General features: G+C 43.7%; 28 protein-coding genes. 12 read left to right on the forward strand and 16 right to left on the reverse strand.

Annotated features, from left to right (window positions below; genetic code table 11):
- The first annotated feature begins 486 nt into the window (after nucleotides 1-486).
- Nucleotides 487-1872 (forward strand): hypothetical protein, encoded by a 1386-nt coding sequence (locus tag BAE46_RS08935; protein ID WP_006006809.1) that lies wholly within the window; start codon nucleotides 487-489, stop codon nucleotides 1870-1872.
- A gap of 168 nt (nucleotides 1873-2040) precedes the next feature.
- The gene (locus BAE46_RS08940; protein WP_070112404.1) at nucleotides 2041-3099 is read left to right on the forward strand and encodes an endonuclease/exonuclease/phosphatase family protein; all 1059 of its coding nucleotides are present in this window, start codon (nucleotides 2041-2043) and stop codon (nucleotides 3097-3099) included.
- Nucleotides 3100-3170: 71 nt separating this feature from the next.
- Here the strand turns inward: BAE46_RS08940 and BAE46_RS08945 are convergent, their stop codons facing one another.
- From BAE46_RS08945 to BAE46_RS08955, 5 genes are all read right to left on the reverse strand, one after another.
- The gene (locus BAE46_RS08945) at nucleotides 3171-3908 is read right to left on the reverse strand and encodes a hypothetical protein (RefSeq protein ID WP_070112406.1); all 738 of its coding nucleotides are present in this window, start codon (nucleotides 3906-3908) and stop codon (nucleotides 3171-3173) included.
- A 91-nt stretch (nucleotides 3909-3999) separates the two neighbouring features.
- Nucleotides 4000-4158, reverse strand: a complete 159-nt coding sequence (locus BAE46_RS14790) for a hypothetical protein (RefSeq protein WP_158309276.1) — start codon at nucleotides 4156-4158, stop codon at nucleotides 4000-4002.
- 92 nt (nucleotides 4159-4250) lie between these two features.
- Nucleotides 4251-4934, reverse strand: coding sequence for a thiol:disulfide interchange protein DsbA/DsbL (locus BAE46_RS08950; RefSeq protein ID WP_006006817.1), 684 nt, complete (start codon nucleotides 4932-4934; stop codon nucleotides 4251-4253).
- Nucleotides 4935-5024: 90 nt separating this feature from the next.
- Nucleotides 5025-5168 carry a hypothetical protein gene (locus BAE46_RS14795; protein WP_158309277.1) on the reverse strand — a complete coding sequence of 48 codons (144 nt, stop codon included), beginning with the start codon at nucleotides 5166-5168 and terminating at the stop codon, nucleotides 5025-5027.
- Between the two features lie 34 nt (nucleotides 5169-5202).
- Entirely contained in the window at nucleotides 5203-6306 is a 1104-nt protein-coding gene (locus BAE46_RS08955; RefSeq protein ID WP_083256842.1) for a polysaccharide deacetylase family protein, read from the reverse strand.
- A 271-nt stretch (nucleotides 6307-6577) separates the two neighbouring features.
- Here BAE46_RS08955 and BAE46_RS08960 point away from each other — a divergent pair, with 271 nt between their 5' ends.
- The 3 genes from BAE46_RS08960 to BAE46_RS08970 all read left to right on the forward strand — a co-directional run bounded on the left by BAE46_RS08960 (nucleotide 6578) and on the right by BAE46_RS08970 (nucleotide 9089).
- Nucleotides 6578-7807, forward strand: coding sequence for an NRAMP family divalent metal transporter (locus BAE46_RS08960; RefSeq protein WP_006006824.1), 1230 nt, complete (start codon nucleotides 6578-6580; stop codon nucleotides 7805-7807).
- A gap of 119 nt (nucleotides 7808-7926) precedes the next feature.
- Nucleotides 7927-8685 carry an SDR family oxidoreductase gene (locus BAE46_RS08965; protein ID WP_070112408.1) on the forward strand — a complete coding sequence of 253 codons (759 nt, stop codon included), beginning with the start codon at nucleotides 7927-7929 and terminating at the stop codon, nucleotides 8683-8685.
- 137 nt (nucleotides 8686-8822) lie between these two features.
- Nucleotides 8823-9089: a hypothetical protein gene (locus BAE46_RS08970; RefSeq protein ID WP_083256843.1), complete on the forward strand. Its 267-nt coding sequence runs from the start codon at nucleotides 8823-8825 to the stop codon at nucleotides 9087-9089.
- Between the two features lie 85 nt (nucleotides 9090-9174).
- Here BAE46_RS08970 and BAE46_RS08975 read toward each other — a convergent pair whose 3' ends face one another.
- Both BAE46_RS08975 and BAE46_RS08980 read right to left on the reverse strand, forming a co-directional pair.
- Nucleotides 9175-9852, reverse strand: a complete 678-nt coding sequence (locus BAE46_RS08975) for a polyamine aminopropyltransferase (RefSeq protein ID WP_070112410.1) — start codon at nucleotides 9850-9852, stop codon at nucleotides 9175-9177.
- 60 nt (nucleotides 9853-9912) lie between these two features.
- The gene (locus BAE46_RS08980; protein ID WP_070112412.1) at nucleotides 9913-11472 is read right to left on the reverse strand and encodes a bifunctional GNAT family N-acetyltransferase/carbon-nitrogen hydrolase family protein; all 1560 of its coding nucleotides are present in this window, start codon (nucleotides 11470-11472) and stop codon (nucleotides 9913-9915) included.
- 440 nt (nucleotides 11473-11912) lie between these two features.
- On the opposite strand from BAE46_RS08980, the gene BAE46_RS08985 reads away from it, so the two are divergent.
- A complete protein-coding gene (locus BAE46_RS08985; RefSeq protein WP_070112415.1) occupies nucleotides 11913-13403 on the forward strand; it encodes a RimK family protein in 1491 nt (496 codons plus the stop codon).
- The gene (locus BAE46_RS08990) at nucleotides 13403-14593 is read left to right on the forward strand and encodes a GNAT family N-acetyltransferase/peptidase C39 family protein (protein ID WP_070112417.1); all 1191 of its coding nucleotides are present in this window, start codon (nucleotides 13403-13405) and stop codon (nucleotides 14591-14593) included. Before BAE46_RS08985 ends, BAE46_RS08990 begins: the two co-directional genes overlap by 1 nt.
- A 136-nt stretch (nucleotides 14594-14729) precedes the next feature.
- Here BAE46_RS08990 and BAE46_RS08995 read toward each other — a convergent pair whose 3' ends face one another.
- From BAE46_RS08995 to vapB, 3 genes are all read right to left on the reverse strand, one after another.
- The gene (locus BAE46_RS08995) at nucleotides 14730-15530 is read right to left on the reverse strand and encodes a TlpA family protein disulfide reductase (RefSeq protein WP_070112419.1); all 801 of its coding nucleotides are present in this window, start codon (nucleotides 15528-15530) and stop codon (nucleotides 14730-14732) included.
- A 530-nt stretch (nucleotides 15531-16060) separates the two neighbouring features.
- Nucleotides 16061-16462 (reverse strand): type II toxin-antitoxin system VapC family toxin, encoded by a 402-nt coding sequence (locus BAE46_RS09000; RefSeq protein ID WP_006006843.1) that lies wholly within the window; start codon nucleotides 16460-16462, stop codon nucleotides 16061-16063.
- A gap of 11 nt (nucleotides 16463-16473) precedes the next feature.
- Nucleotides 16474-16701 (reverse strand): type II toxin-antitoxin system VapB family antitoxin, encoded by a 228-nt coding sequence (vapB, locus tag BAE46_RS09005; RefSeq protein WP_070112421.1) that lies wholly within the window; start codon nucleotides 16699-16701, stop codon nucleotides 16474-16476.
- Nucleotides 16702-17053: 352 nt separating this feature from the next.
- Here vapB and BAE46_RS09010 point away from each other — a divergent pair, with 352 nt between their 5' ends.
- Genes BAE46_RS09010 through BAE46_RS09020 form a run of 3 tightly spaced genes read left to right on the forward strand, consistent with a single transcriptional unit; the run spans nucleotide 17054 to nucleotide 18721 of the window.
- Nucleotides 17054-17704, forward strand: a complete 651-nt coding sequence (locus tag BAE46_RS09010; protein WP_006006848.1) for a CIA30 family protein — start codon at nucleotides 17054-17056, stop codon at nucleotides 17702-17704.
- A gap of 25 nt (nucleotides 17705-17729) precedes the next feature.
- Nucleotides 17730-18047, forward strand: a complete 318-nt coding sequence (locus BAE46_RS09015; protein ID WP_006006850.1) for a hypothetical protein — start codon at nucleotides 17730-17732, stop codon at nucleotides 18045-18047.
- A complete protein-coding gene (locus BAE46_RS09020) occupies nucleotides 18035-18721 on the forward strand; it encodes a DUF4919 domain-containing protein (RefSeq protein WP_006006852.1) in 687 nt (228 codons plus the stop codon). The genes BAE46_RS09015 and BAE46_RS09020 overlap by 13 nt, the downstream gene beginning before the upstream one ends.
- Before the next feature lie 159 nt (nucleotides 18722-18880).
- Here BAE46_RS09020 and BAE46_RS09025 read toward each other — a convergent pair whose 3' ends face one another.
- From BAE46_RS09025 to BAE46_RS14345, 4 genes are all read right to left on the reverse strand, one after another.
- Nucleotides 18881-19546: a glutathione S-transferase family protein gene (locus BAE46_RS09025; RefSeq protein ID WP_040521006.1), complete on the reverse strand. Its 666-nt coding sequence runs from the start codon at nucleotides 19544-19546 to the stop codon at nucleotides 18881-18883.
- A gap of 95 nt (nucleotides 19547-19641) precedes the next feature.
- Nucleotides 19642-20592: a DNA ligase gene (locus tag BAE46_RS09030; RefSeq protein WP_006006856.1), complete on the reverse strand. Its 951-nt coding sequence runs from the start codon at nucleotides 20590-20592 to the stop codon at nucleotides 19642-19644.
- 258 nt (nucleotides 20593-20850) lie between these two features.
- Complete coding sequence (hpf, locus tag BAE46_RS09035; RefSeq protein WP_006006857.1) at nucleotides 20851-21207, reverse strand: ribosome hibernation-promoting factor, HPF/YfiA family; 357 nt, start codon at nucleotides 21205-21207, stop codon at nucleotides 20851-20853.
- A gap of 187 nt (nucleotides 21208-21394) precedes the next feature.
- Nucleotides 21395-21598, reverse strand: coding sequence for an AbgT family transporter (locus tag BAE46_RS14345; RefSeq protein ID WP_425307103.1), 204 nt, complete (start codon nucleotides 21596-21598; stop codon nucleotides 21395-21397).
- Nucleotides 21599-22017: 419 nt separating this feature from the next.
- Here BAE46_RS14345 and BAE46_RS09040 point away from each other — a divergent pair, with 419 nt between their 5' ends.
- Complete coding sequence (locus tag BAE46_RS09040; protein ID WP_040521043.1) at nucleotides 22018-22536, forward strand: YgjP-like metallopeptidase domain-containing protein; 519 nt, start codon at nucleotides 22018-22020, stop codon at nucleotides 22534-22536.
- A 3-nt stretch (nucleotides 22537-22539) separates the two neighbouring features.
- Nucleotides 22540-22926 carry a YacL family protein gene (locus BAE46_RS09045; protein ID WP_006006865.1) on the forward strand — a complete coding sequence of 129 codons (387 nt, stop codon included), beginning with the start codon at nucleotides 22540-22542 and terminating at the stop codon, nucleotides 22924-22926.
- A 164-nt stretch (nucleotides 22927-23090) separates the two neighbouring features.
- On the opposite strand, the gene BAE46_RS09050 is transcribed toward BAE46_RS09045, so the two are convergent.
- Nucleotides 23091-23363 (reverse strand): TIGR03643 family protein, encoded by a 273-nt coding sequence (locus BAE46_RS09050; protein ID WP_006006867.1) that lies wholly within the window; start codon nucleotides 23361-23363, stop codon nucleotides 23091-23093.
- A 63-nt stretch (nucleotides 23364-23426) separates the two neighbouring features.
- Complete coding sequence (locus BAE46_RS09055) at nucleotides 23427-25469, reverse strand: tetratricopeptide repeat-containing sulfotransferase family protein (RefSeq protein ID WP_070112423.1); 2043 nt, start codon at nucleotides 25467-25469, stop codon at nucleotides 23427-23429.
- Between the last annotated feature and the right edge of the window lie 155 nt (nucleotides 25470-25624).

Here is a 25624-nt window from a genome sequence, read left to right on the forward strand (position 1 = left end):
TAAGATCTTGTTTTTAAGATTATTATTTCGATGCGGTTAACAAAATACTGGCTCATGCTTAACATTTTTACAAAGCACTTTAGTCTAATAATCGTTTTTAAATAATTAAGCAGCCTGACTATGTTGTATTAGAACAGCATTAGACGAAATATTATGTAAAAACACCGCGGATTCACACTAATTTAGCTCAAACTCGTTCTTGTTATACTTTTTTCCTAAGCACTACTTCACCTTGACCTTTGCTTGCTTCCATTGATTTTGTAATTTGGGTCTGTGTGTTTTTAGCATTTAATTGCTTCAATGTCAGTCGGCTTAGGCTAAATGTAAAAAAGTTACACCTTTTGTGTGAAAATAGTGTACAAATTAAGCTGCAGTTTTGTCGTCATATTGTAGAACACGCAAGAATGATATAAATAAGATTTTAAAAATGCGTACCCAGAATACGCAGGGCTATTACTAAATAGCTGACTAAGGGAAAATAATAATATGCTAGCAAAAAGACCCGACGGTGAGGTTCAGCCCGGTTTTAAATGGGGACCGTTTACTATGCGGATACCGCTTATTCATCTGCGCTTTTCACTAGCTGACATGCTCCAAGGATTCGCGGTCGCAGGCGCGACAGGACTAGCCTTAGTGCCTTACTTTATGGCCTTGTTAGGCCTTAATTTTGAAGAAGCGGTGGTAATGGCGATGTTTCATAGCTTGCTCATATCGTTTTCTTGGATGTTTTTTGGGGATCCCTATGCGCCCGGCTGGCTAACGCCGGCCATACCATTTGTAGTCGCTTTTATAACCACACCGGCTTATTTAGGTGATCATGCATCTCAATTTCAAGCGATGACAGCGCTGTCGCTCAATTTTGCGTTCATTCTTATTTTTTTGGGGGTGACGGGGCTTGGAGAAAAGCTCATAAAAGTAGTGCCCAATGTGTTCAAAGGCGGCATTATTTTAGGGGCGGCGATTGCGGCGTTTATGCGCGTTACGTTAGAGGGCGATGTAGCAAACGTGTTTGAGTCGGCGCCTATAGCCGGCACGCTTGGTGTGGTAGTGTGTTTAGTATTTGCTTTTTCAAAACCGCTGCAGACATTGGCTATGGACCAAAAATGGTTTGCTAAAATTCTTGGTTTTGGCTTACTCCCTGGTTTCGTCGTTGCTGGCACAGTAGGCTACTTCACTGGTGAGTTTCAATATAATATACGGTGGGAAATTTTAGATGTGGGCGCTGCTACCGCTTCACTTTGGGAAAAGGCATCACCTTTTTCCATTGGATGGCCGCCTATCGACACGTTCTTAGCTTCATTTCCCTTAGCGTTAATTACCTATATTTTGTTTTTTGGTGATGTAGTAACGGGCAACGAAATGATTGAACAAGCGCAAAAAACAAGAACAGATGAAATACTAGAATTAAACGGCAGCCGCGCGCATATGGCAACTGGTTTACGAAATGCCATGATGGGAATAATCGCACCCTTCTTTGGCACTCAAGGTGTGCTATGGACCGGTATTCAGGTCGTTTTGTTGAAACGTTGGTCGCAAGGGCGCGACAAGGTCGACTCAATCTTTGACAGTATTGGTAGCTTTTATGCGTTTGGCCTGCCGTTCTTATTTATATTATTGCCACTGGTGACGCTGCTTGAGCCGCTCTTACCAGTGGCCTTAGCGGTAACACTTATACTTACCGCTTTTGCTTGTGCTACCTTAGCCTTGTCTTTAGTCAGTGACGCCACAGAGCGCGGCGCAATGGTAATTACCGCGATGGCCTTTAGTTTGTTTGAGCCATGGCTTGGCTTGCTGGTTGGCCTTATTACTATTGCTGCGCTGTGTGGGTTTAAGGTGTTTATGCCGGCAAAAGAAGCGCCCGAGACCAAATAGAGCATAGTTCCTAGCGCCCTATTGCTTTAAAAGATAAATGAAAAGCTTTTTAGCAATAGGGCGTATTTATTTCCATTACGCTCTATTTAACGAACAAGTAGCGTTCAATATTTATTGAAGAAGATGAGACTAGGTAAATCTCTCTCTTTGTATAGGAAAACATAGCTTATGAAATTACAAAAAATTCTGCTTATAATGTTAAGCGCAGTCACCATCGCCGCTTGCTCAAGTAATAATGCAGGTCTTGAAACGCCCTCATCAGACCTTTACTTAGCTACAGCAGAGGTAAGCGCAGCATCATCACAAATATATAAGGCAGGCTGGAGCGCACCCGCTAATTACGCGTACACAAACCAAAACACCCTAAAAATTATCTCGTGGAATGTTGAACACTTTGTTGATCAGCACAATGACCCTTACGTGAACAATAGCCGCGAAGACGATGCACAACATATGGGCAATAAGCGCGCCGACTTAGTTATAGCCTTACAGCAGGCAAATGCCGACATAGTGGTATTACAAGAGTTTGAAAGTGCAAAATTGCTCAGAGAAATTGCAAGTACCGATTTAGCTGACATGGGCTATCAGTTTTTTGCTGACGCGCCGTCCCACACTTGGTACATGAACGTGGTTATTATGAGTAAAGTGCCTTTGGGCGTGATGTATAACTACGGTAATTTGCACACCGAACTGGTTAATTGGCGCGACGAGGATGGCGAGCCTGCTACTCAAAGCCGGCTAAACACTCGCACGTGGGCAATCGAGGTATATCCATCGGATACTTATTCTTTTGTGCTAGGCGCGGTGCACTTAAAAGCAGGTAGAGACGAGCGAGATATTGCAACGCGCTTAGGTCAAATTAATATGCTAAAAGCCCAGTTTGAGCGATTTTTAAATGAAGATAACAATAGAAATATACTGCTAGTAGGCGATTTCAACGCGCTGCCCAACACCCTTGAGCTAAGCACATTGTTAGCAGGCACCAACGCGGGTAATACCTTTGTTGATCCCTTAGGCGCTAGCGATTTTACCCATCCAGCCATTGCGCCGGTTCGCAGGCTTGACTATGCCGTGATGAACCACAATATGCACGCTGAGATGGTGCCAAATTCGGCCAAAGTTATCACCTACTTTGACGCGCAGCGTCAAGATGACTTAGCTGACCATTTGCCCGTTGTGATCGAATTCTTTTTGCAGGATGCACCGGTTAAAAAACCTGCTATGTAATAATTGACGTATCATTTGCTTGCGCCACGGATCAAGCCAGGCATGTTTAATACCTTGCATGCCTACTAGTGCTAGCCAACAATGATAATAACCGCCGTGTAGGGCCTTATCATTAGGGCCTGTGATGTCACAAAGGTAGTTGCTTTAGGGGAATCTGACTGCCACATGGTAATTTTAGTTGAGGTCATAAAGCCAAAAGGTAATGGGACTTCGACGGTGTCAAAAGAAAAGTTAAACGCAACAAATGCGCGGGTATTTCCCAAGGTGCGCTGATATGCAAATAGAGAAAACTCTTCACTGGCCGTATAAATATCTATTTCGCCTTGCTTAAACACATCAAACTCATCGCCAAGTGCTATTAACGAATCTACATACTGTGACCACGTTTTGTTTTGCTGCAAATAGTCATTATCTTTTGGGGACAAATAGAGCTCACCTAAAGATGCGAACTGATGCGCAATAAACTGTTCATTTCGCTGCTGCTCAATTGCCAAACGCGCTTCATTCTCGATGCTACTGCCAAGTGATCGAGTCAGAACATTCTCTATTATTAAGGATTTTTGTGCAGCTAGACTGCCGTCATTAACCTTTGTTGCTTTACTTAAGTCATTGAGACTTTTTGCAAGCAGAGGAATTTGTGCAGGGGAGGTGTTAAAGAATAAATCGTAAGACTGGCCATACCAGCTTGGAAGAATATTAGGGTCATTGGGTAGATTATAATCACCAGATTGATTGTTTGGGGTACAGGCAATTATTAATAAAACCAACGAAAATACTATTAGCTTGATAAACTGAGGTATGAAGGTCATAAAACAACGCTGGCAAGAGAAAAAGATGAATACTAGTATTACGTGCGTGGCCTAAAATAGTTTTTTCATTGTTTTTCTCAATGGTGCTTATTTAGGTATCGCTTATACTGCCGCTAAGCATGGGTCCAATTTGATGACTCTGGCCATTAAAAGAACCAAATTCGCCGACTTTTCCAAAGCTGTTAAACATTTCTACGCTTAGGGTAAGTTTGTTGTCTATGCTTAACCGCCATCTGAATATAATTTTCACACAAGTGCTGCCAGACAAAATATCCGACAGCATACCAGATTATTTATACAACGAGTAAAGGGCTAATGCGCGCAAAGCCACTAAAGTAAGCCTTATTGTGTGGTAAGCCATGCAATAAGATTAACCATGTCGTTTATATCCATTTCTTGGGTGAACTTTACCTGATATTTTCCATTTACAATGAAGGTGGGTACGCTTTGTATATTCGAACGATATTGCGTGAATGTATCGCTGTGTTCTTGCACTAAGGCTGCCAGTTCTGGCGAGGCTTGGGCAGTTGCAAAGTCTTGCGCCGAGACTTGATTTGCTAAAAATAGTGGTTCTATGTCAGCTAAACCTGCAATCTCTTTTTTTTCAACGTGAATGTGGTCAAATATGGCACTGTTGATAACATCCTCTTTGCCCATATAGTCAGCAATTAACATTGCCTGACTGGCGCTTTGTTGAATCTCCTTCGAGGTAAAGCCCATAAAATCCACGTGTACCTTTTTAAACGCGGTTCCAGCATCGAGCTGGTCTTTTATAAGCGCTACTATGGGCTCAAAATTATGGCAGTGAGGGCACCAAAATGAGAAAAACTCTTGCACCTGAGGGGTTTCGCTGGCGGGTTGATCTAGCACAATATAGTGAATATTTTCAAGCCAAGGCGCTTGTGCTTGAGAAGACGCTTGTGTATCTATAGAGGGCTCGCTGGGTGCCTCAAGTGGCGTTTGACTTGGCTCTTTGGAACAAGAAGCCAGCATTAGAAGTAAAAGCAAGAAGAGAGACTTTTTCATACAAAGACCTTATTAAAAATGAATAGAATGTGTTTTTGGTTTGGGCTGTGGGTTTTGCAACTGGCGATTAGTATATCAAAAATTTTTACACTAAGGCTCAAGTTTATGGGCGCTTAGCTCTAGGCTATAGTGCAAGCGCTTGCTTTTATCATCGCTGCTGTTCTTACTCGCCGAGCAGCTCAACGTCGCAAGTAGCACTAGAGCAACGACACTGACGCTTCTTATTATCTGCATGCTTACTCCAAAATATAGCCACTGGAGCAGGTATTTAATCTAAAAACTTACCTTCACTTGTTGCCGTAAACATGGGATATGAAAACCAGTAATATCTGGAGGGCGCTGCAACGCTTGGCGCCGTGCAGTTAATGCGGGCACGGCCAGCAAGGCTTGTATGATTTACTTTTACAGTAAGGGTATTGCCGTTGCCCATAAATTTAAGTTTTTCGCCTTTAAAATAGCAGGCAAAAGCGCTTAGGCGAACGTCGGCACTAGTTACTTCTAGTATTAGCTCATCGATGACCGTGTTTGGCGTAAACTCAAATGTAGCAGGCACTATTAATTTAACCGGCATGGCTAAGCTGTCAAGTTTCACTTTTAAGGCGCTAATTTTGGCGTATATGCCAGCTGCAGGAAAACGAGGCAGCGCGCCAAAATCACTAAAGCGGCTCACCGCGCCAGACTGCTGACCAAAACCAATGTAACCTTGGACCTGCAGCTCTTGCTTTAGTGCATGGTTGAATTCACCGTAAGGATAGGCCAGCCATTTTTTACTATAGCCTAGTGTATCAAGCATTATTTGTTCAGCCTGATTCACATCTTGCATTACCCGTTCAAGCCATTGCGTTTGCGTCTCGCCAGGGTATTTTTCTAATAAGTGAGCATGGTCCAAAGTATGATTGGCAAAGGTGGCTAAGGGCTGCATTTGCTTTATTTGTGCCCATGTTAATTGATTTGCAAACTCTCCTATTATGGCGGGGTTAATAAATATAGTGTATGGGAACTTATGTTTAAGCAACACCGGATGTGCGTTTGTTAAAATATTAGTAAAACCGTCGTCAAAGGTAATTGCGACTGATTTTTTGGGCAAAGACTGTTTGTTTTGAATAGCGGAAATCGCCTCAGCAAGGTCTATAACCTTATAATTTTGCGCCAAAAACGCCATGTGCTCAGCAAACACTTCAGGTGTCACGCTAGTGCTTGCTGGCGTGTCGCTAGCAACATGATGATATTGCAAAATAACAAGATTAGCGTCTGCGGTAGAAAAAGTGCTGGCGGCTATTGCCTCCTGTGCTTTTACATCACCAATAGTGAAAAGTAAGCATTTTATGCAAAGCAATGTCAGTAAAGTTCGTATAAATAAAGTTATGCTCATGTCGTCTAGCCGGTTTAATAAGACCTGCGCACATATTATCACTTTTTGAAATCAAACTCACATTTGCACTTTGTTAAAGGTGGATGCTTACTGTGGTGATCGCATTTGTGTGTGGGCAAGAGTTTAGTAAGCTGTCAGTGTCAGCGCAGCAAATTTAGTAAGCGAATACTCAAGCACACCACTTGTCCTTGTTTGCCGTTAACAGATGTTGAATCGCGGGTGCATTTTGTTTATTATGCATGCACATTCACATCAAATAACAACGCACCGTATGGAAGCTCAACAGCAAGGATGGCAAGGCCGATTACAGGCATTAGGCCCGGGTATTTTAATGGCTACCGCTGCCATTGGTGGCTCCCATTTGGTGGCGTCTACGCAAGCCGGTGCGCTGTTTGGCTGGCAGCTTGTTTGGCTGATAGTACTGGTTAATATACTCAAATATCCATTTTTTCGGTTTGGCGTGCAGTACACCCTAGAGCGCAATGAAAGCTTACTTGAGGGCTATCAGCGAAAGGGCAAGGCCTATTTCTACAGTTTTATTGTGTTGATGATTATCGCTGCTGTGGTCAATACCGCCGGGGTGCTGTTACTCACCGCCAGCCTCTTGCAGTATGCGCTTCCAGGCAATGTGTCGATAACGTTATTATGCTGGGTGGTCTTGGCTGCCTGTTTGCTGATTTTGCTGCTGGGTCACTATCGAGCACTCGACGCGGTATCAAAAATAATCATGCTGGTGCTAACCGTTACCACCTTAATTGCCGTGGCGATTGCTTGGCAAAACGGTGCCCAAGCGCCACCTGACTACATTGGGCCGTCGCCATGGACCTTAGCGGGCATGGGGTTTTTAGTGGCCTTAATGGGCTGGATGCCTGCCCCTATCGAGATTTCAGCTATCAGCTCATTGTGGTTAAAAGAAAAGCAGCGCCATGTGCAAATAACGCGCTCCCAAGGTCTGTTCGATTTTAATCTTGGCTATTGGCTTACCGCTGGGCTAGCGCTGATGTTTTTATCTTTGGGTGCCTTAGTACAATATGGCAACGAGCAGCCCATTGCGGTGGCTGGAGGGGCGTTTGCGCAACAGCTCATGAATATGTATGTGAGCACTATTGGCAGCTGGTCGCGGCCGCTGGTTGCTCTGGTGGCTTTTTTATGTATGTTTGGAACCACTATTACGGTCCTAGATGGCTATGCGCGCAGCCTGCATGCGTCGTTTACCCAGCTCGGCTGGATTGCCTCTACCGCGCCGCTTAATTATTGGTTGCTGGTCCAAGCCGCATGCGGTATGGCGCTAATTTTATTTTTCAAATCAGCGCTGGCACCCATGCTCACCTTTGCTATGACCTTGGCCTTTTTAACCACGCCGGTATTTGCCTGGCTCAACTATAGCCTGATGCAAGGCACTAACGGCATTGCGCTGAGTTTGCCGCTGAAACTGCTTAGCTGGATAGGCTTATGTTATCTCACCGGCTTCGCCCTGTTATTTCTCGTCTTTATTTTTTAGACCTCACTTGGTTTGCTGGAAATTCTTGAGACTAATACACACTCATGAAAATAAAACAGTTCTTTAGTGTGGCTAAATCTCCTACAGTTTCATGGTTTAAATTTAGATAGGATATAGCGATGAATAATTTTATTGGCAAAGTAGTACTGATTACGGGAGCTGGCAATGGTATTGGGCGGGCTACGGCACTGGCTTTTGCGCAGCAAGGTGCAAATGTTGTGGTGGCTGACATTAGTCAAGCAGATGGTGAAGAGACGGTTTCTATGGTCAAACAAGCGGGCGGAATAGCGAGATTTATTTTTTGCGATGTAACCAAAAATGAAGACGTTAAAGCAATGGTTGAGGCTACTTTATACGCCTATGGAAAGTTAGACATTGCGTTTAACAATGCGGGTATTGAAATAGAACAGTGTAAGTTGGCAGATGGTGACGAGGCTATTTACGACAAAATAATGGACGTGAATGTGAAAGGGGTTTGGCGCTGCATGAAGTATCAAATTCCTGCTATGCTCAAGCAGGCTTCGTCGTCTATTGTGAATACCGCGTCGATTGCGGGTTTGGGCGCCGCGCCTAAAATGAGTGTGTATAGCGCCAGTAAGCATGCGGTAATCGGGCTTACGAAGTCAGCCGCGGTTGAATATGGTAAAAAGGGCCTGCGTGTGAATGCGGTATGCCCTGGGGTTATCAATACGAAAATGTATACTCGAGCCATACATATTGAGCCGCAAAAAGAGCAGTTTATCAAAAACCTTCATCCCGTTGGACGCATCGGCCAGCCTGAAGAAGTAGCCGCAGCCGTGCTGTATTTATGCTCAGACTTAGCCGGATTCACTACAGGCATTGCTTTACCAATTGACGGCGGCTCTACTGCTATTTAATAATAAACTTTTGAATTTACTTGCTTAGTGAGATCCCAGCGCTAATGACATTCGCGTCTTATATGTGATCAAATAATGTTGAATGCGGCTATAATAACGAGACATTTATTAAATAACATAGTGATGCGGAGCTGTGAATGGCCGATATGAATTTGTATGTGGTAGTGGCGATTACTATGCTACTAAGCACGGGGCTTGCGCTGTTGTTTTTTGGTGCGCTGTTAACAATTGCCGCTGCATTTGGTAATAAACGAACCACGTGGGGAATAATATGCGTACTGCTGCTGCCGCTTACGGGTGCCTATGTAATGCTGTATTGGGATGAAACCGCGTATTCACGTAAGTACTTACTACCAGGCGCTGCACTTGTAATTGTAGCCGCCGCTTGTTTTTATCTCCTTTAATTCGTGTTAGAGGCCATAATGTCTATATTTTCGCGCGCAGTGAAACTAACATTGAAACTAAGTATGCAGTTAACTTTCAGCTACGCTAGGCTTTTCGCGCTAAAAAAATAGTATGCCGGCTGCCCTTTCCTTTGCGTGCTCTAGCAATGCGAGTACTGACTTCATACCCCGCTTTCTTTAATCTAAGCGTAAATAAGTTATCTGGCTCAGCGGACCATGTTGCCAGCACCCCTTTAGGTAAAAGGGTTTGATAAATATCTTTAAGCCCAGTTAAGGAATATATCCAATCATTGTCGCGTTGAGTTAGGCCTTCAGGACCGTTGTCTACATCCAGTAAAATGGCGTTATAGGTAGGCGCGCGCGTGGCCAATAGTGTTTTAATATCCCCTATGTGCACCTTAGTGCGGGGATTATCAAGTGGATTTTTTGCACACCTCCCCAAAGGGCCCTTATTCCACTGAACTACCTCAGGTACCAGCTCCGCTACCGTCACGGTTGCGCTGTTGTTAGTGGCGCCAAGCGCGGCAGCTAAGGTGTACCCCATGCCTAATCCGCCCACTAATACATGCGCGTTTTTAGTAGTGCTTATATGAGCGCAGCCAAGTGTAGCCAGCTCTTGCTCTGAGTTGTACACGCGGCTGTTCATCAATTCTCCGCGTATACCGGATAGTTTTATCGAAAACTCTTCATCGCGCCTAGACAGGGTTAACTCGCCGCCATTGTTGGGTATAATGGCTTTACCCAGATACACCCAGGGGATCATAAGGCCGCCTTACAAGCTAATGTAACAACAATAGTATTGAGCATGTTGGCCTGCCTTTTATTACTTTTCACCAATCCACTGTACTCTGTATAAGTCTCTGCGCTTGTCTAAATAGTTACGTACTGAACCTTCGTTCTTAAGCTTCTCAAGCTTGTCTAAATCCAAATCGGCAATCAGCATCATTTCCGTATTAGGGGTTGTTTCAGACACAATAGCATCGTGTGGGAAGGCAAAGTCGGAAGGTGAAAAGACGGCGGTTTGTGCATACTGAATGTCGACATTGTCTACTTTAGGCAGGTTCCCTACGCTGCCCGCAATAGCAACGTAACACTCGTTTTCAATGGCGCGAGCTTGAGCACAGCGGCGTACACGCAAGTACCCATTTTTGGTGTCAGTCCAAAACGGTACACATAAAATTTGTATTTCTTCTTCTGACAAAATACGCGCAAGCTCTGGAAACTCAACGTCATAACATATTAAAATACCTATTTTGCCAAAATCAGTTTCAAACGCAGCGAGTTTGTCGCCGCCTTTCATCAGCCAGCCATTTTTTTCATAAGGCGTGGGATGCAGTTTATATTGGCTTTCAACACGGCCGTCTCGGTGACATAAGTAAGCGACGTTATACAGCTCATTATCTTCAATTAAGGGCATTGAACCGGCCACAATGTTAATGTTGTAGCTTACTGCCAGCTCCGATATTGCCGTTAACAGCTCTTCGGTGTACTCGGCTAAATGCCAAATAGCGTCTATGGGTGCGTCTGAATCGCTTAGACCCATAAGCGGTGCATTAAAAAACTCGGGCAGCACGGCTAAGTCGCATTTATAGTCAGACAGCGCGTCAATAAAGTACTCAACCTGCTGGAGCAGTTCAGCCACATCGTCAAAATAGCGCATTTGCCACTGCACCAATCCTAAGCGGGCACTTGAATATTTACTTGCTAATAAAGAGGGTTTTTCTGCGTCGTAGTACATGTTGTGCCACTGCAGTAAAGTAGCGTAGCCATGTGAGGCTTTATCTTCGGGTAAGTAAGCTTTTAGTATTTGCTTAACCACAAAACCGTTGCTCATTTGAAACGAGAGCGTTGGGTCGTGGAACTCTTTTTCTTTTACTTGCTCAATATATTCATACGGCGTCATCTTATCTGCGTATTGAGAATAGTTAGGAATACGCCCGCCCGCCATAATACTTTTTAAATTGAGGTTACGGCATAGCTCTTTGCGCGCCTCGTACAAGCGGCGACCTAAGCGCATGCCGCGATATTCTGGGTCTACGAAAAAATCTACCCCATACATTACGTCGCCTTTCGGATCGTGAGTAGTAATGTAGGCATCGCCAGTTATTTCTTCGTAGGTGTGTTTGTCACCAAATTTTTCGTAATCAACAATCACCGCAAAGGCGGCCGCGATGACTTTACCGTTGTCTACTATACAAATTTGTCCGTCGGCAAAGGTATTTATTTGTGCTTGATAGCGCTTTTTCGAAAGTGCCCCACCGTTGTTTTTATACACAATATTCATAAGCGCTTGAATATCTTCGAAGTCATCAAGGGTTAAATGCCGTAATTCAATATGTGTTCCGGTTTCTTCAATCGAGTTGGGTGAATTGTCGTCGTTCACAGGTGTCTCCGTAAATGGTGGCTGCTAGTTTTGTTAGCTAATAATATGGTCAAGGTTTAGCGGCAGTAGGTTCGATATGTAAGAGCTACATCACTATGAGCGCTGTTATGTGCCTGCAAGATAGAGCAGGTACATTAAAAAAGCAATGGGGTCACAGAAACTAAGAAACTAGAGAGGCCTGGTTAAATTAGTTTCTCTTGCTAACATCTGTTACATCCTCTATATTCGCGGCTTCACACAATGCCCAATTTTCTACCTAAGCACACCATGCACGCTACAACAAATGCAGCGCCAGCGACCTATATAAATAGCGCCAGCGACCTATATAAATGGGTAAGACAATGCAGCAATACTGTACATATTGTTTAGTAAAATTTGTTGATTAAGCAGCATATCCGCTTATTATATTTACTCTCACATTAGGAACGCTCGGAACAAAAATGTCTATCACATTAATAGTCAGTGACTACGGTCAGCAAATTTCTGGTGTGCAAGCACAAGTATTGAGTTTTGCAGAGTATTTAGCGCAGTACCCGAAGGCGAATGAGCAAAAGACGAGAGTCATAAACTTGTGCGATACAGAGCAGTATCTCAGTGAGGGATATTACTGTTCATTGCTGGCTCAGGCGCGCCAGCATGAAGTGTTACCCAGTGTCAGCACTATTGTCGATATTGGCTCACAGCTTCAAAACGGCGGCGAAATGCAGTTAATTTTGCCCAGCCATTTTAATAAAGCCTTAAATGCTGAGCTAAACGGGACAGGCTCTAGTGCTGAAACATTTGAACTGCCAATATACTGTGGCAATACCGCTTCAGTGAGCTTTACCCGCTTGGCGAATTATTTATTTATGCAGTGCCGACTGCCCTTGTTAACTGCTCGCTTTAGTAAAAGTGGTGATCTTTGGCGTGCATTTCTTAAAAAGAAATCTATCACTAGCTTGACTGAAGACCAATTTAGCGATTTTCATACGCAGCTTGAGAAGTTTACACAGCAAGTTTGGCGAAGCCGCACTAAAACCAAAAAGCACCGCTGGGATATGGCTATTCTGGTAAATTCAAAAGAAGAGACACCGCCAAGTGATAGCAAAGCCTTAAAGCTTTTTGTAAAGGCGGCATCGCAGCTTGGCATTAAAGCGGAATTAGTAGAATACGACAACTGCATTGATTATCGCAGCTTTGTTGCCCGTTTCGACGCGCTGTTTATTCGCGAAACAACCTCCATCAAAAGTCACACTTACGAATTAGCAAGAGCCGCTGAAAAAGAAGGTATTGTGGTAATAGATGACCCTAGTTCAATACTTCGCTGCTGCAATAAAGTGTTTTTGCATGATGCCTTTAGTTACCATAAAATACCGTCACCCAAAACGCGCTTTGTGACTAACTACACGCCAGAAACCTTAACAGATTTAGCCGATACCTTCGGTTTCCCGATGATTTTGAAACTGCCTGAAAGCGCCTTTTCACTGGGCGTATATAAGGTCAAAGACGAAGCCGCGCTGCTTGAAAAATTAAAAGAAATGATAAAAGTGTCAGCGCTAGTGCTGGTGCAAGAATATTTATTCACTGAATACGACTGGCGCATTGGCGTGTTGAATAACAAGCCTATTTTTGCCTGCCGCTATTTTATGGCGCCTAACCACTGGCAAATATACAACCATGCAAACAACAGTGAACCTGGTATGGCGCAAACCTTACCCACCTTTGAAGTGCCTAAAAATGTACTCAGCAGCGCCATAAAAGCCTGCCGCTTTATTGGCAATGGCTTATATGGCGTTGACATTAAAGAAGCCAACGGTAAAGCCTATGTTATTGAAGTAAATGACAACCCCAATATCGATACCGAGGTTGAAGACAAGTACGCCGGCAAAGAGCTGTACATGGAGATTATGCAAGAATTTGTGAATCGTTTAGAAGCCAGAGGGCGTAAGTAATGTCGTCAAATAGAGTTGGCGTAACGCGCATAGAAGCTGCTTTTAGGCAGGCGACCATGGTCGACGTCAACGCGCTAACAGAGCTTGAAAACACTTGTTTTCAGACCGACCGCCTGTCTAGGCGGCAGTTTAAATACTGGATAAAAGCGCAAAATAAAGTGCTACTGCTGGCAACCATAAACGACACTATTGTTGGCTATGGATTAGTTATTTTGCGTAAAGGCACTAGCCTAGCGCGACTTTATTCGCTAGCCTTATTAAGTGCGCACCGGGGTAAAGGCATTGCTGGGGCACTAATGCGTCTTTTAGAAGAAGCCTGCATCGAACACAAACGTGCTTATTTACGTTTAGAAGTATCTGAAAAAAACGCCGCCGCGATTTCACTGTATGCGTCTATGGATTATAAAAAATTCGGCTATTATCCGCATTATTACGAAGACGACTCAAACGCAGTGCGTATGCAAAAACCTATTATGCAAGGTCAGCAAAGCGCACGTTTGGCAGCCTACCCTTACTATGCACAATCGACAGAGTTTACCTGCGGGCCAGCATCGTTGTTAATGGCGATGGCGAAACTCGACAATAATATTGCCTTAGCGCAAAATGCAGAGCTTGACATATGGAGAACCGCGACCACCATATTTATGACCTCTGGGCACGGCGGTTGCCACCCTTTAGGCCTAGCTATAGCCGGGGTTAATAATGGCTTTAGCAGCGAAGTGTTTATAAATCAAGAGGTACCTTTGTTCTTAGCTGGTGTGCGCCAAGCGCATAAAAAAGATGTTATTGCACAGGTAGAGCACGATTTTGTCGATAAAGCGCAGCGAGCTGGTGTGAAGGTTAACTACAAAGATTACACCACCAACGATATAGCCGATGCACTTAACACCGGTGCTAGCGTAATGTGCTTGTTGAGTAGCTATCAGTTCGACGGTTTCAAAGGCCCGCATTGGGTCGCAGTTACGCATATAGATGAGGACTTTATGTACATTCACGACCCTGACATTGACTTTAAAGACGCTACTCAAATTAACGAAGGCGAAAACGACAGTAGTTATAGGCAGCACGTGCCGGTGAGCTTATTAAATTTTGAACGTTATACTCGATTCGGCAAAGCAAAGCTACGCACAGCACTTATACTGCGATTGACAAGCTCATCGTTAAACCAAAGCAGCACACTAAAATGTTAAGCTAAAAGAGCAAAAAAAATTTCCACATACACTAAGACCGAAGGCGCTTTGCACCCACGTTCTTATCAACTGCCTAAGTTCCCATTTGCAATTGGTGCAAATACTTTTTAACGGGTAACCCCGACCGCGGTATTTATTATCTTAGGTAGCCCTCAATGCCCCGTTCTAAATCTGCTTGCGAGATCCGTCCGGTATGACTGTAGACTAGCTTGCCGTTAACGTCGAAGAACAGTGTGACTGGCAGGCTGAAAAGTCCCTTGTTTGTGGCAATTTCGCCTTTAGTATCTATGAGTACGTGTTGAAAATTGATGCCTTCACGCTGCAGAAACTGTGCTACCGTCTGGCTTGCTTCGCGCTGATTTAGTGATATGAAGGTGACATCGTTATAGCGCTGCTCAGCTGCCATCAACACAGGCATTTCTTGTAGGCAAGGATCACAAGAAGTCGCCCACAAGTTGACAACAACTGGTTGCTGCTGACTAATCCCCCTTATTGTAATCTCTTGTCCATTTAGCTGCATAAAAGTGCTTTGCGGCAGCACGGTATGTGAACGCGCTAAGGTAATTACCAAGCTAAATACCGCATATGTGCCTAACATAGTAAACGTCCCGCTAAGGAGCGCTCTACGCTGTTTACCTTGGCGAAGCTTTACAAATAAAACAAGCGCAAAGCCAACGAAGGCGCCTGCATAATCAAGGTCGCCGTCGCGTATATCGAGCATGTGCCAAAGGCTGTTGTAGCTATCAAAAAAGCGCAGTACAAATACCAGCCTGCCAAGCACCAAACCCGCTAGAAGCATCGTTAGCATGACATCTGACGCACGGCCTTTATATTTTCTTGCCACTATAAGCGTTACTATAAAACCAATTATTACGCTAATTAACGCTAATACGGGTGATACAGATAACGCAAAAGGGCCAAAATTAGAGGAAGTCATTATTCGCCCATTACTGTGAGTGATGCACTTAAGTGTGGATCAGTGTGCCGGCTTGCACACAGCCGGCTCAATCCAACGCTAACAACTTGATTGCACAGATTCATTCAACTCTCCACATCAATGTTTTAATAACAATTTTAGTTTTGCTTGCTACATTAGCAAAGTTAAGCGTGCATAAATAAAGAATTGAATGCATTAAAACATAAATTTTGTTTTCGATTACTTAATGACATTCTTATTCTAGGCCTACTGCTGCCCTTAGATTTACTGCTAAACAGCAAAAAAAGCGCACTTTTCTATTGAAAGCCCTATCAGTTGAGCAAGTAGTAGTGGTCCGGTCCCAGTAATGCATAGTTTTTAATTCCTACAGATGGATACACTAATTTTCTTGGTGCTATTCAGGGCTTCAGCCCAAAGCGGCCAGTAGTCCCGATGCTGCAAAGCCTAAAAACGAGCTGCAACAGCTGGCTACATCAGCGAATAGTAAGCCGGTGGTCGTAAAGAAAAAGTAGCCCCTAGTAAGGTGGTGATTATTTCGTCCAATCTTCAATACTAAGACCCTTCACACGTGCAAACTCTTTGGTATTATTAGTGACTAATACGCAATCTACGGCGATCGCGTGACCTGCTATTGCGTTATCATTGGCACCGATGGTAGTGCCGCTGTCACTTAAGTGTTTTTTTATTTTTGTTGTGGCGTCAACCGCTTCTTTATCCCATGGTAAAACACTTTCAATCCGTGACATAAATTCATCCACGATGACATTGTGTTTGGGGGATAACTTTTTGCCAATAGCACCAAACCTCATTTCTGCATATGTAATAGCAGAAACTACAAGCCGGTCTTTGGCTTCGACATGTTTTTGCAATATTTTGAGTAACTCTAAAGGGCGTTCACGCATAATGAAAGAACAAATATTTGTATCTAACATGTATGTCTTTTTCAAAATGATACCCTACCGTCGGTAACTACATCGGTGCGCGCATCCATAAAATCATCGTCAGCTTTATCAACTAACGAGAAAGTCGACCATGATTTGCGTCTAGGCGTTAACACGATTGAATCACCGTTTCGAGTGATTTCAACTTCGTTTATCCCTTCGAATTCTAATTCCTTGGGTATCCTAACCGCTTGGCTTTTGCCATTTGTAAACAATGAAGCAGTTGCCATATTGTGTCGCCTATGTATAAGTCTAGTATATATTATTGTATGTTCAACCATGTATATGTCAGTTTTAAGTATGACAGCAGAAGTAAGATCGCACTTTCAAGGCCTTTGGGAAGCTCTTCGTATATCTTAAAAAGTTTTAAGCTGTTGATATATATATTTTCTAAATTTCAAGTTCTTCGTTAAACGAGCTTATATTGGCATATATCAATTAATAATAAGGAAGATCTTGTTTACCAACTTCCCAAATATTTAAAAATAGCAGACAAGATATATAAAGTCTTTTACTAAGCACTTATGATCGAAGCGACCTATACTTACATAAGAAGAGTGATATAACTCAGCGATAGCAATTATGAAGCCTACTTTAGAAAAGCACAAAATAGCGTCGCGTGCTAGACAGCGATTTTATAACATCAAAGTTATACTAAGACTTGGCTTTGTGTTAATGACAGCAACAATAGCAGGCACTGCGATGGCAAATTCTACATCAAGCCCACAAATAAAACTCAGCACCGCCGCTGAAGCCCAAAATTGGATAGTGGTAAACGACACCGTAATGGGCGGCCGTTCTCAAGCTAGCATAAAGCTAGGCGCTGATCACATGCGCTTTGATGGCGACTTGTCTATGCTAAACAACGGTGGTTTTGCTTCCATAAGACGGGTAGATGAGCCGATAAACTGGCAGGCCAGCACACCCATGCAAATTGTGGTGAAAGGCGACGGTCGCACGTATCAATTTCGCCTTCGCACTGACCGTTATATCGATGGCGTAGCCTACGTGGCGCCGTTTCAAACTGTAAAGGGTGAATGGCAAACGATTCGTTTCACCACTAATGACTTTACCCCGCAGTTCAGAGGCCGCTTAGTGCCGCGCGCACCAGCCCTCACTTTTGCCGACGTTACTCAGCTTGGATTTATGCTAGCTGATGGCGCACCGGGCGAGTTTGCGCTTGATATTAAGGAAATTTCCCAAGGTAGTGAAGGTAGCCAACATTCGCTATAGCGTGAGGAAATAAGGAAGTATTAACATGGATTGGAAAACATTTACTGCGCAATCTAGACAAGCGCAGGTTACCTTTTTAATGAAGCTGGCGGAAGTGTCACTCCGTGCGGCCGTGATTGAGTCTTTTAGAGCCTTGGAGTCGGGCTTGGAAAAAGCGTTTGTTATGGCTTACCCTGAGCTCAACGCAAGTGATTTTAGAAGCCCTGCACAAATGCAAAAACAAGCCTTCATTGCTAAAGTAGACACCTACTTCAACGAACAAGTGTCGGTGTTGTGCGCAAAATATATATCTTTAAAAGTATGGCTTGATGAACAAAATAAGGATCGTCAGTGCAGCAGGTAGGGTTCAACGCCATAAGACCCCTTTGGGTACTGGCTGTATTGTTATTTTTATACGGCTGCGCCGCCACGGGTGACAACGCTAAGGTGCTTAACTATACCAAGAGCGACACCGACTATTACGCCATTATTGATAAAATAAACAACCACCAAGCACACGCAGCTGATTATGACCGTATAATTCAGCTATACCCGCTGACGTCCTTGTACCGCCCTAGAAGTGATGACGAGCAGCGTTTTAAACTGCTGTCTCAAGCATATATGCAAAATGGCCAGTGGCAGCAGTGTTTGAATATAAACAATGAGCTGCTGGCAACAAATTATACCTCACTTACCGGGCACTATGGCGTGGCTATATGCGCCGCAGAATCGGGCAATATTGCGCTAGGCAGGTTTCATAATGCAATACTCGATAATTTTATTGAAGCTATTTGGCGCACCGGCAGCGGACAAAGCCCCGAGTCACCTTTTTACATTACCAGTGTGAGCGATATTTATGCCTTCATTCAACTGCATCAATTAGTCGCGGTGGGGCAGTCGCTTACGTATATCAATAACTTGCCCATTCAGGCTATTAGAGTGCAAAATCCTGAAACGAACCGCTCGCTTACTTGGTATTTTAATGTTACGCCGCAGTTTAGGCGCGGCGTAATAGATCAGTTAGAAAATACACCGTAATATACCGAAGTACACCGTAGTACACTGTAGGAAATACTCTCATGGAAACCTTTCTCACTGAACAATCTTCTCAACAGGACCCTGGTGAAAGAAGCGTTACAAAGTACGCAAACTTTACGCTTTATTTAAGTGATTAAAAAGCGACTGTTGTAGTGCTTCTTACTTTTTCATCTGCTGCGCTACATAGGCGCTAAAAGCTGGGCCGGCGGCTCTTTTATCCTTTGCGATCGCCTTAACTTCGGGCATGGCGTTAAGCGTTCTCATAAGCTCTTGGGCGCCTGGTGCTTCGGCTAATAAGTCTATGTTGTAGAGCTTTTTGGCGACACCTGATGCTAAATCGAGCGAATATAAAAAGAAAATATCGGCGGCGCTTAGCTTGTCTCCGGCTAAATAAGGGGAGAATGAGGCGGCGCGAGAAATTGCCTGCATACCGTTTAGTAAGGCGCGCTTAACTTCTGATTTCGTGATGTCGTCAACTTTTCCGCCAAAAAATGCTTCGCTATGGCAGCGTCTAGCCGGTAATTCAACATATAGCTCAACCATTTTCATTAGCTCGCGTATACGTGCTTTTTCATATGCGCTGCCATGTATTAGGGGCATCTGGGGTGAAACTTCTTCTAAGTAGTCAAAAATAACGTTAGTTTCTATTAGCATGCCATCGCTCGTTTGCAGTGCGGGCACTTTGCCGGTGGGCACTATCGCTAAATACTCTGGTGTTTGGTTGGGGTAAGTAGGAACCGCTTCATATTCAATGCCTTTTAAGGCCATGGCGAGTTTAATCATGTTGTAGTAGTTGCTTACGTCGAATCCGTATAATTTTAGCATTTTGTCTCCGCTTGTTTTATGAGGCTTGTTGTCATCATTTCTTGATAACGTAAACTTGTACGGTGCGATGAACTATTCAGGCTCATTTTTTGTTTTTATGGTTGCTTATAGGTCATTGTTCGAACTCTAATAAAACTTGCGAACCTTGGAATACCTCGCTTGGTATAGCCATGATAAGCAAAGGTAACGGTGCTGCCTATTGCCGGTGGTTTATTGCGCTGGGCATCGCTAAAGCCAGTGCCAATTTTAAAACGCACCGTGTGGCCGCTATCGTTTATGTGTTCAATTAGCATTGCGCCCATGCTGTCTGTGTACTTACCTTTACCATTTAAGTGCTCAAGCACTAGTCCCTCGGCGTCCATGTATTTTTTTAGTTTGAGCAAATTGCCGCTACGACCATTGGTAAATAGTGCGTCGGCCTTTTGCAACATAAGGCCTTCGCTACCGTTTTTTGTATATTTTGCTAACAAAGTCATTAAGGCCTGATTATTGTCAACTGTGAACTGCTTAACAGGCTGTATATGAGGAATATTCAATTCGTTTAGCATATCGGTATAATGCTGTGCTCGTTTTTGAAAACTATCGCGCTTATTGGGCGCATCAAACACCATATATTTTATATACTGCCACTGCTCATCAATTGGAATGTGTTTAGTCACGGCAGAAGCCACAAATTCAAACTCTTCGCGCTGATACCAAAGCTCACCGTCTAGCCACACATTTGGCAAGGCTTGTGTAAACCACGCTGGGGCATGTATTAAGTGTCCGTTTCGTGTGCGAAGCTCATTGTTTTTCCAGATAGCCCGAATGCCGTCGTATTTTTCACTGACCAAATAGGCATGAATGTTTTCACTTTCATAAACCTGCGCAAGCTGCACGCTTGTGGTTACTTGTCTTGCAAACGGTGACGGCGAAGTCGTTAATGGTGAAGCTGCTGATGAAAATGCCCACAGTGTTGTCGTGGTGCTAATATATAATGCTAAAAAGACGAAAAACGGCGACATAAAAAATGCGCGGCGCATGGCTTCATATTGTGTTGTTTTCATGACACGTCCTTGTGTTGGTGAGTTTCATATTTCAATCGATGCTTGCTGCAATATATATGCTTTTTCAAGGGGCAATCAATAGCGCAGATGAAAAACTAGCCAAACGGCCAGCAAACTTCAGGATGTGCTGACTTGACAAATATTACCTAGAAACTGCAAAAAGCCCTCTTAAAAAGAGGGCTTTTAAATACGCCTAACTCAGCGCTTAGCTAATTGAGTTTTCTACCACACTAGCGTTTAACAGTGTTGGAAATACCGTTACTTAAGATCCATACCTTGAATAATTTCGTGGGCAATTTCGGGGGTGGTTACTTCTGGCTTATCATGCAGGTCGGCTTTTAATTGGCCCTTTCTATGCTTAAGCGCTGCATCTAATTTTTTTCTCGCTTGGGTAATGGCGGGGTACATAACGCTGTGCTTGCCGGTTACACCAATTTTGGTGCCTTCATATTTTGTGGCAACTTCTGCGCTGTATTCACCGTGCTCTTTGGTTACAATAATGTCTATGGATATAAGAGTAGGAAAATGGCTAGCTATTTTTGAGAATTTCTCTTGAACGTCTTCTTGCACTTGCTCGGTGATATCGCAGTGATGACCTGAAACATTTACTTTCATAGGGTTTCCTTTTGGCTTCTGTTACGTTTTTGAATGCTCACTTATATACCTTGGGACATTGTGACCACAACACAAGGGATTTCTATATTTTAGTTACACAAAAATTACGTCCCATTCACACAATACATCAATGCGATGCGTCTTGACAACACGTGTATTGTCACAAATTATACAAATGTATAGTGGCTTATACTAATGTGCCAATGCCCGCCGCGCTTAAACCTGCCGAAACACCTGCAAACGCGGCTGCCATACCAATAAGCGGATTGTGGCCAAGGCCAGCGTATAATAGGCCTGCCAGCGGAATAAGCACCAAGTAGCCGGCGTCAGTCGCAATTGAGCTTAAAATACCAATTAACACTGGCAGTAAGGGCAGCCATGCTTGTGGAATACGACCGGCCGGCGCGTACTACAAAGCTACCTAAAGATTTTTTGTTTATGGGCATAGTGTTTTTCTTATTATGTGAATAGCATAATCGTTTCTTTATTAATCTGCTGGTTGGTCTATTTTCATATCTAGACAAATAAAGCCTTGTGTAAAATTTGATTACAGCGCCAATATAAGGTTTATAATATGAACATAAACGATGCCTACACGCTTGTAAATCTGCGATGAACCTTTGGCCTTGATGACCGCACTGTGCTGATACAGCCTGATTGTGTCGATTGCGTGAACAATCGACACTTATATCGCGCTCTGGTAATGTCAACTAAGCGAAAAGAAAGCTTAAATACTGCGCTTGTGCTACTTCAAGCATAGGCTACACTAGACTTATATTTTACGGCCTTTTTGTGTTTATGAATAAAGCAATGATGACTCTACCCTATTTAAGCCATTACCCACAAAGCGTTCAGCAGCAGGTCGCGAAGCTGGTTGAACATGATACTTTAGGAACGTGGCTACAGCATAAATACAGCGGCTTACACAAGGTTAGCAATGACGCCGAGCTGCGTGATTATGTGATGGCAATTAAAAATAAATACCTGAAAAAAACGCAGCCTCTAAGTAAGATAGCATACGACAATAAAATGCATGTTGTTAACCATGCCCTAGGCCTTCACACCTTTGTGTCGCGCGTGCAGGGCGCCAAATTAAAAAGCAAAAATGAGCTGCGCGTCAGTAGCTTATTCAAACAAACCCCATGCGCTTTTTTAAATATGATTGTGGTGCATGAGCTGGCGCACCTAAAAGAAAAAGAGCACAACAAAGCGTTTTATAAATTGTGTGAGCATATGCTGCCGAGTTATCATCAAGTAGAATTTGACGTAAGAGTGTACTTGACTGAATTTGACCGCAGTGGCAATGTTTTTTTAAGCGAACAGAGGTGATAAGTGGATTATAAATTTTTTCGAGATGTAAGCGGTAAGCCTACAGCAGAATGTGAAGAAGAGGCAGCCACCTTTGGTGACTGGCTGAGCAATGAGCTTAGCGGCGATGACAGCGCAGTTGCCGACGTGCTTGTGATAATCGAACAGTTGCAAACACAAGCCATTAAAACACATAAAATTAAAGGGCACGATTACACCCTTGTGCTTGATCAAGACGAAGCTGAACTGCATCGTCATTTAGGCTATTGGGATGAAGATACGCCCTTGCCCGAAGGCACCGAGCTTGATTTGCAAGATGATGTGGGCTGTGGATTGCAAGACTTGAAAGAGCTCCTGCTCGACTGGCAAGACTTTGTGAAGGATACTAAGCTGTTGTCTGAAATGGACTAGTTAACCCTTACTTAGTGCCTAAGCGTATAAGGGGTTAATTGGAAAAAGGTGATAATTATACGATCATCGCCTTTTTATGTTCTGCTGATCCTGTAAATTGAGTTCTATTATTATAGCGCTGTTGATACTTGTTGAGATGCCTTTCATAAGTAAACTTAGCATCGCTAGCGCTTTCTGACCGCCTTGTACTGGCTTGAGCAGTAACCGCGGCTAACATCTTTGCTGCGCAGTTTTAAATGTTTGGTTTTGCGGCCTGATACGCGCGCCCGCCAGTTGTTGAAGGTTTTGCGTTTTATGCTAGCGCGCATAAGTGAAATGACCTCTGGCTCTGATAGACCATACAGTCGCTCTATCGCTTCAAATGGAGTGCGGTCTTCCCATGCCATTTCAATGACGCGTGACTTGTCTTCTTCAGATAGGGTGATGGTTTGTGTCATAATCCTTGCGTTCATTTCCTGTTATTTTATTTTTTACGTGTTTTATGTAAAAAAGTTTAGCGTTTAGGCAACATCGCTATTTAAGGCGTCTTTGAGCTCTTGTAAATAGGGCTCAAAGTTTTTCCATTGTGCAAGTCCGCTGGTATAGATGGGTTGCCTGACTTGCTGGGCACTTGGCGTTTTAACCGCGCGCTTGTTTTTATGGAAGTCAATGCAGGCTTGTTCAAACTCTAGGCCGCAGAAGTCGAGCATTCTGCGTATTTGAGTGTCGGTGTTGGCCACTATGTCTTCATGATTAACCAATAATATTTCACCCGGGAATAGCTGCTGCCAGTGGTCCATTAACGTGACATAATTTTTATAATATAACGCAATGTCGGTCAACGAATAGCTGAATTCTTGGCCTTCGCCGAATAGTTGTTTAAAGCCACTAAAACAGCAGGCCATGGGATCGCGTCTTGCGTCAATTATTTTGGCATTGGGCAAAATGAGTTTTATCAGGCCAATGTGCATGTAGTTGTTAGGCATTTTATCAATAAAATAGGTGCCGCCTTGTCGATACACTTGGGTGTCGTTTATGAACTTTTCCCCAAAGCGAGCAAAATAGTCGTTGTTAATGCTGCCTAAATTAAAGGGATAGCTGGGCTTGTTGCCCTGTTTCTTACTCAAGTTTGCCGCTAAGCCCATTATTTCATGTAGCTCCATGGTGCCGTCTACAGTGGAGTGCGAGGCAAGTATTTGTTCTAATAAGGTCGAGCCTGCACGGGGCAAGCCCACGATAAATATAGGCGCGGCGCTACTGTGGCCTTTGTCTTTGAGCTGTCTGATTAATTCAGGCGTGAAGGCATTTATTTGCGATTTTACAAACGATCTGTGACTTTCATGTGAATACGCAAGGGTTGAGCGCTGAAGTTTGTTGCCAATGGCATAGTGAGTAAATGCGTCTTTATACTTGTTTGCGCTAGTAGAACCGTTTGCCCCTTGGTCTTCATAGGCTTTGCCAAGCGCAAAATGCAGGTGAATTTTGTCTTTTACGCTAATATCTTGCTGCTGGGTGCCGCTTAGCATGGTATCAATTTCGGTGGTGGTAAAGGCGTAAGTTTTGGTGTTGGCCAAGCTCCAATAGGCATCTCCGCAGTATGGGTCTGCGCTGTATGCCTGTTGATACGCGGTTACCGAGGCCTTTATGTCGCCTTGGTTTTTATATGCATGCCCTAGAAGCAAATATATATTGGCTTGGGTGTGGCCATTGGCAACGGTGTCTGTGTAAATAGTGATAGCAGCGCTTATATCGCCAACGCCAACTAAGGCGGTTGCTTTGGCGAGTTGATAAAACGTGTTTTGTGGGTCTTGCTCGGTAAGGGTATTGGCAAGTGCGAGGGCTTTGGCAAATTTGCCTAATTTGCTGTAAATCTTAAACAACTGATATTTGACCTCTGGCTTTTCGGGGGCTAATTCTACGGCTGTCTCTAAGATAAATTCCGCTTCTGATGTGGCTTTTAAAGCAAGCGCAATGTCGGCCAGAAGTTGTAAGCCTGTTATAGAATGTTTGTTTTTTTGCAAATATTGCCGGCACATAATGTCGGCTTGAGTAATTTTGCCATCGTAGAGCAAGTCAGTGGCCGCCAAAATAGGCTTGGGCAGCGCGCTTAACTGCTTTATTTGGCTTTGGCATAGCTTTGTGGCGCTGCTTTGGTTGGCCTGTTGATAAATAGGTAACAAGGCCTGCCATGCCGATAACAGCGCGGGGTTAATTTTGGTGGCTTTGTAAAAATGAATGCTGGCTTGTTTGCCTTGCTTAAGTGCGCGGTAGTTATAACCTAGCTCTTGAAACGCCCTAGAATGCTCAGGGGTAATGACCAGCAGCGTGTTAAGTGCTTCAATGGCGCTTTCATGGCTTTGTTGTAAACGGTAGCCAACGGCTAGCAAATACCAGCACATTGTGCGTGTTTCTTGATCAGTGCTTTTGGCTAATAAGGCCTTAGCGTCTAATTCTGCTTGAGCAAAGTTACCTTGTTGAATATTTTGTTGGATAGCACCTAATGCTTGCGTTGAGGTATTTGCGTTTGCTTGGGTTTCAGTTTGTGGCGTGTTAATTGATGACATAGTATTAGGTGGCTACCTTAGTTTTTTAACGCTGCGACGTTACGGTGTCTATGAATGTATAAATATACATGAAGAAGTTGATGATCATAAGTATCTTTCATATATAAAAAGCCCCTAAAAAGGGGCTTTCTGGGGTTTTACTAAGTAATTGATAC

The sequence above is a fragment of the Glaciecola punicea genome, from assembly GCF_001756615.1.
In the GTDB taxonomy this organism is placed as follows: domain Bacteria; phylum Pseudomonadota; class Gammaproteobacteria; order Enterobacterales; family Alteromonadaceae; genus Glaciecola; species Glaciecola punicea.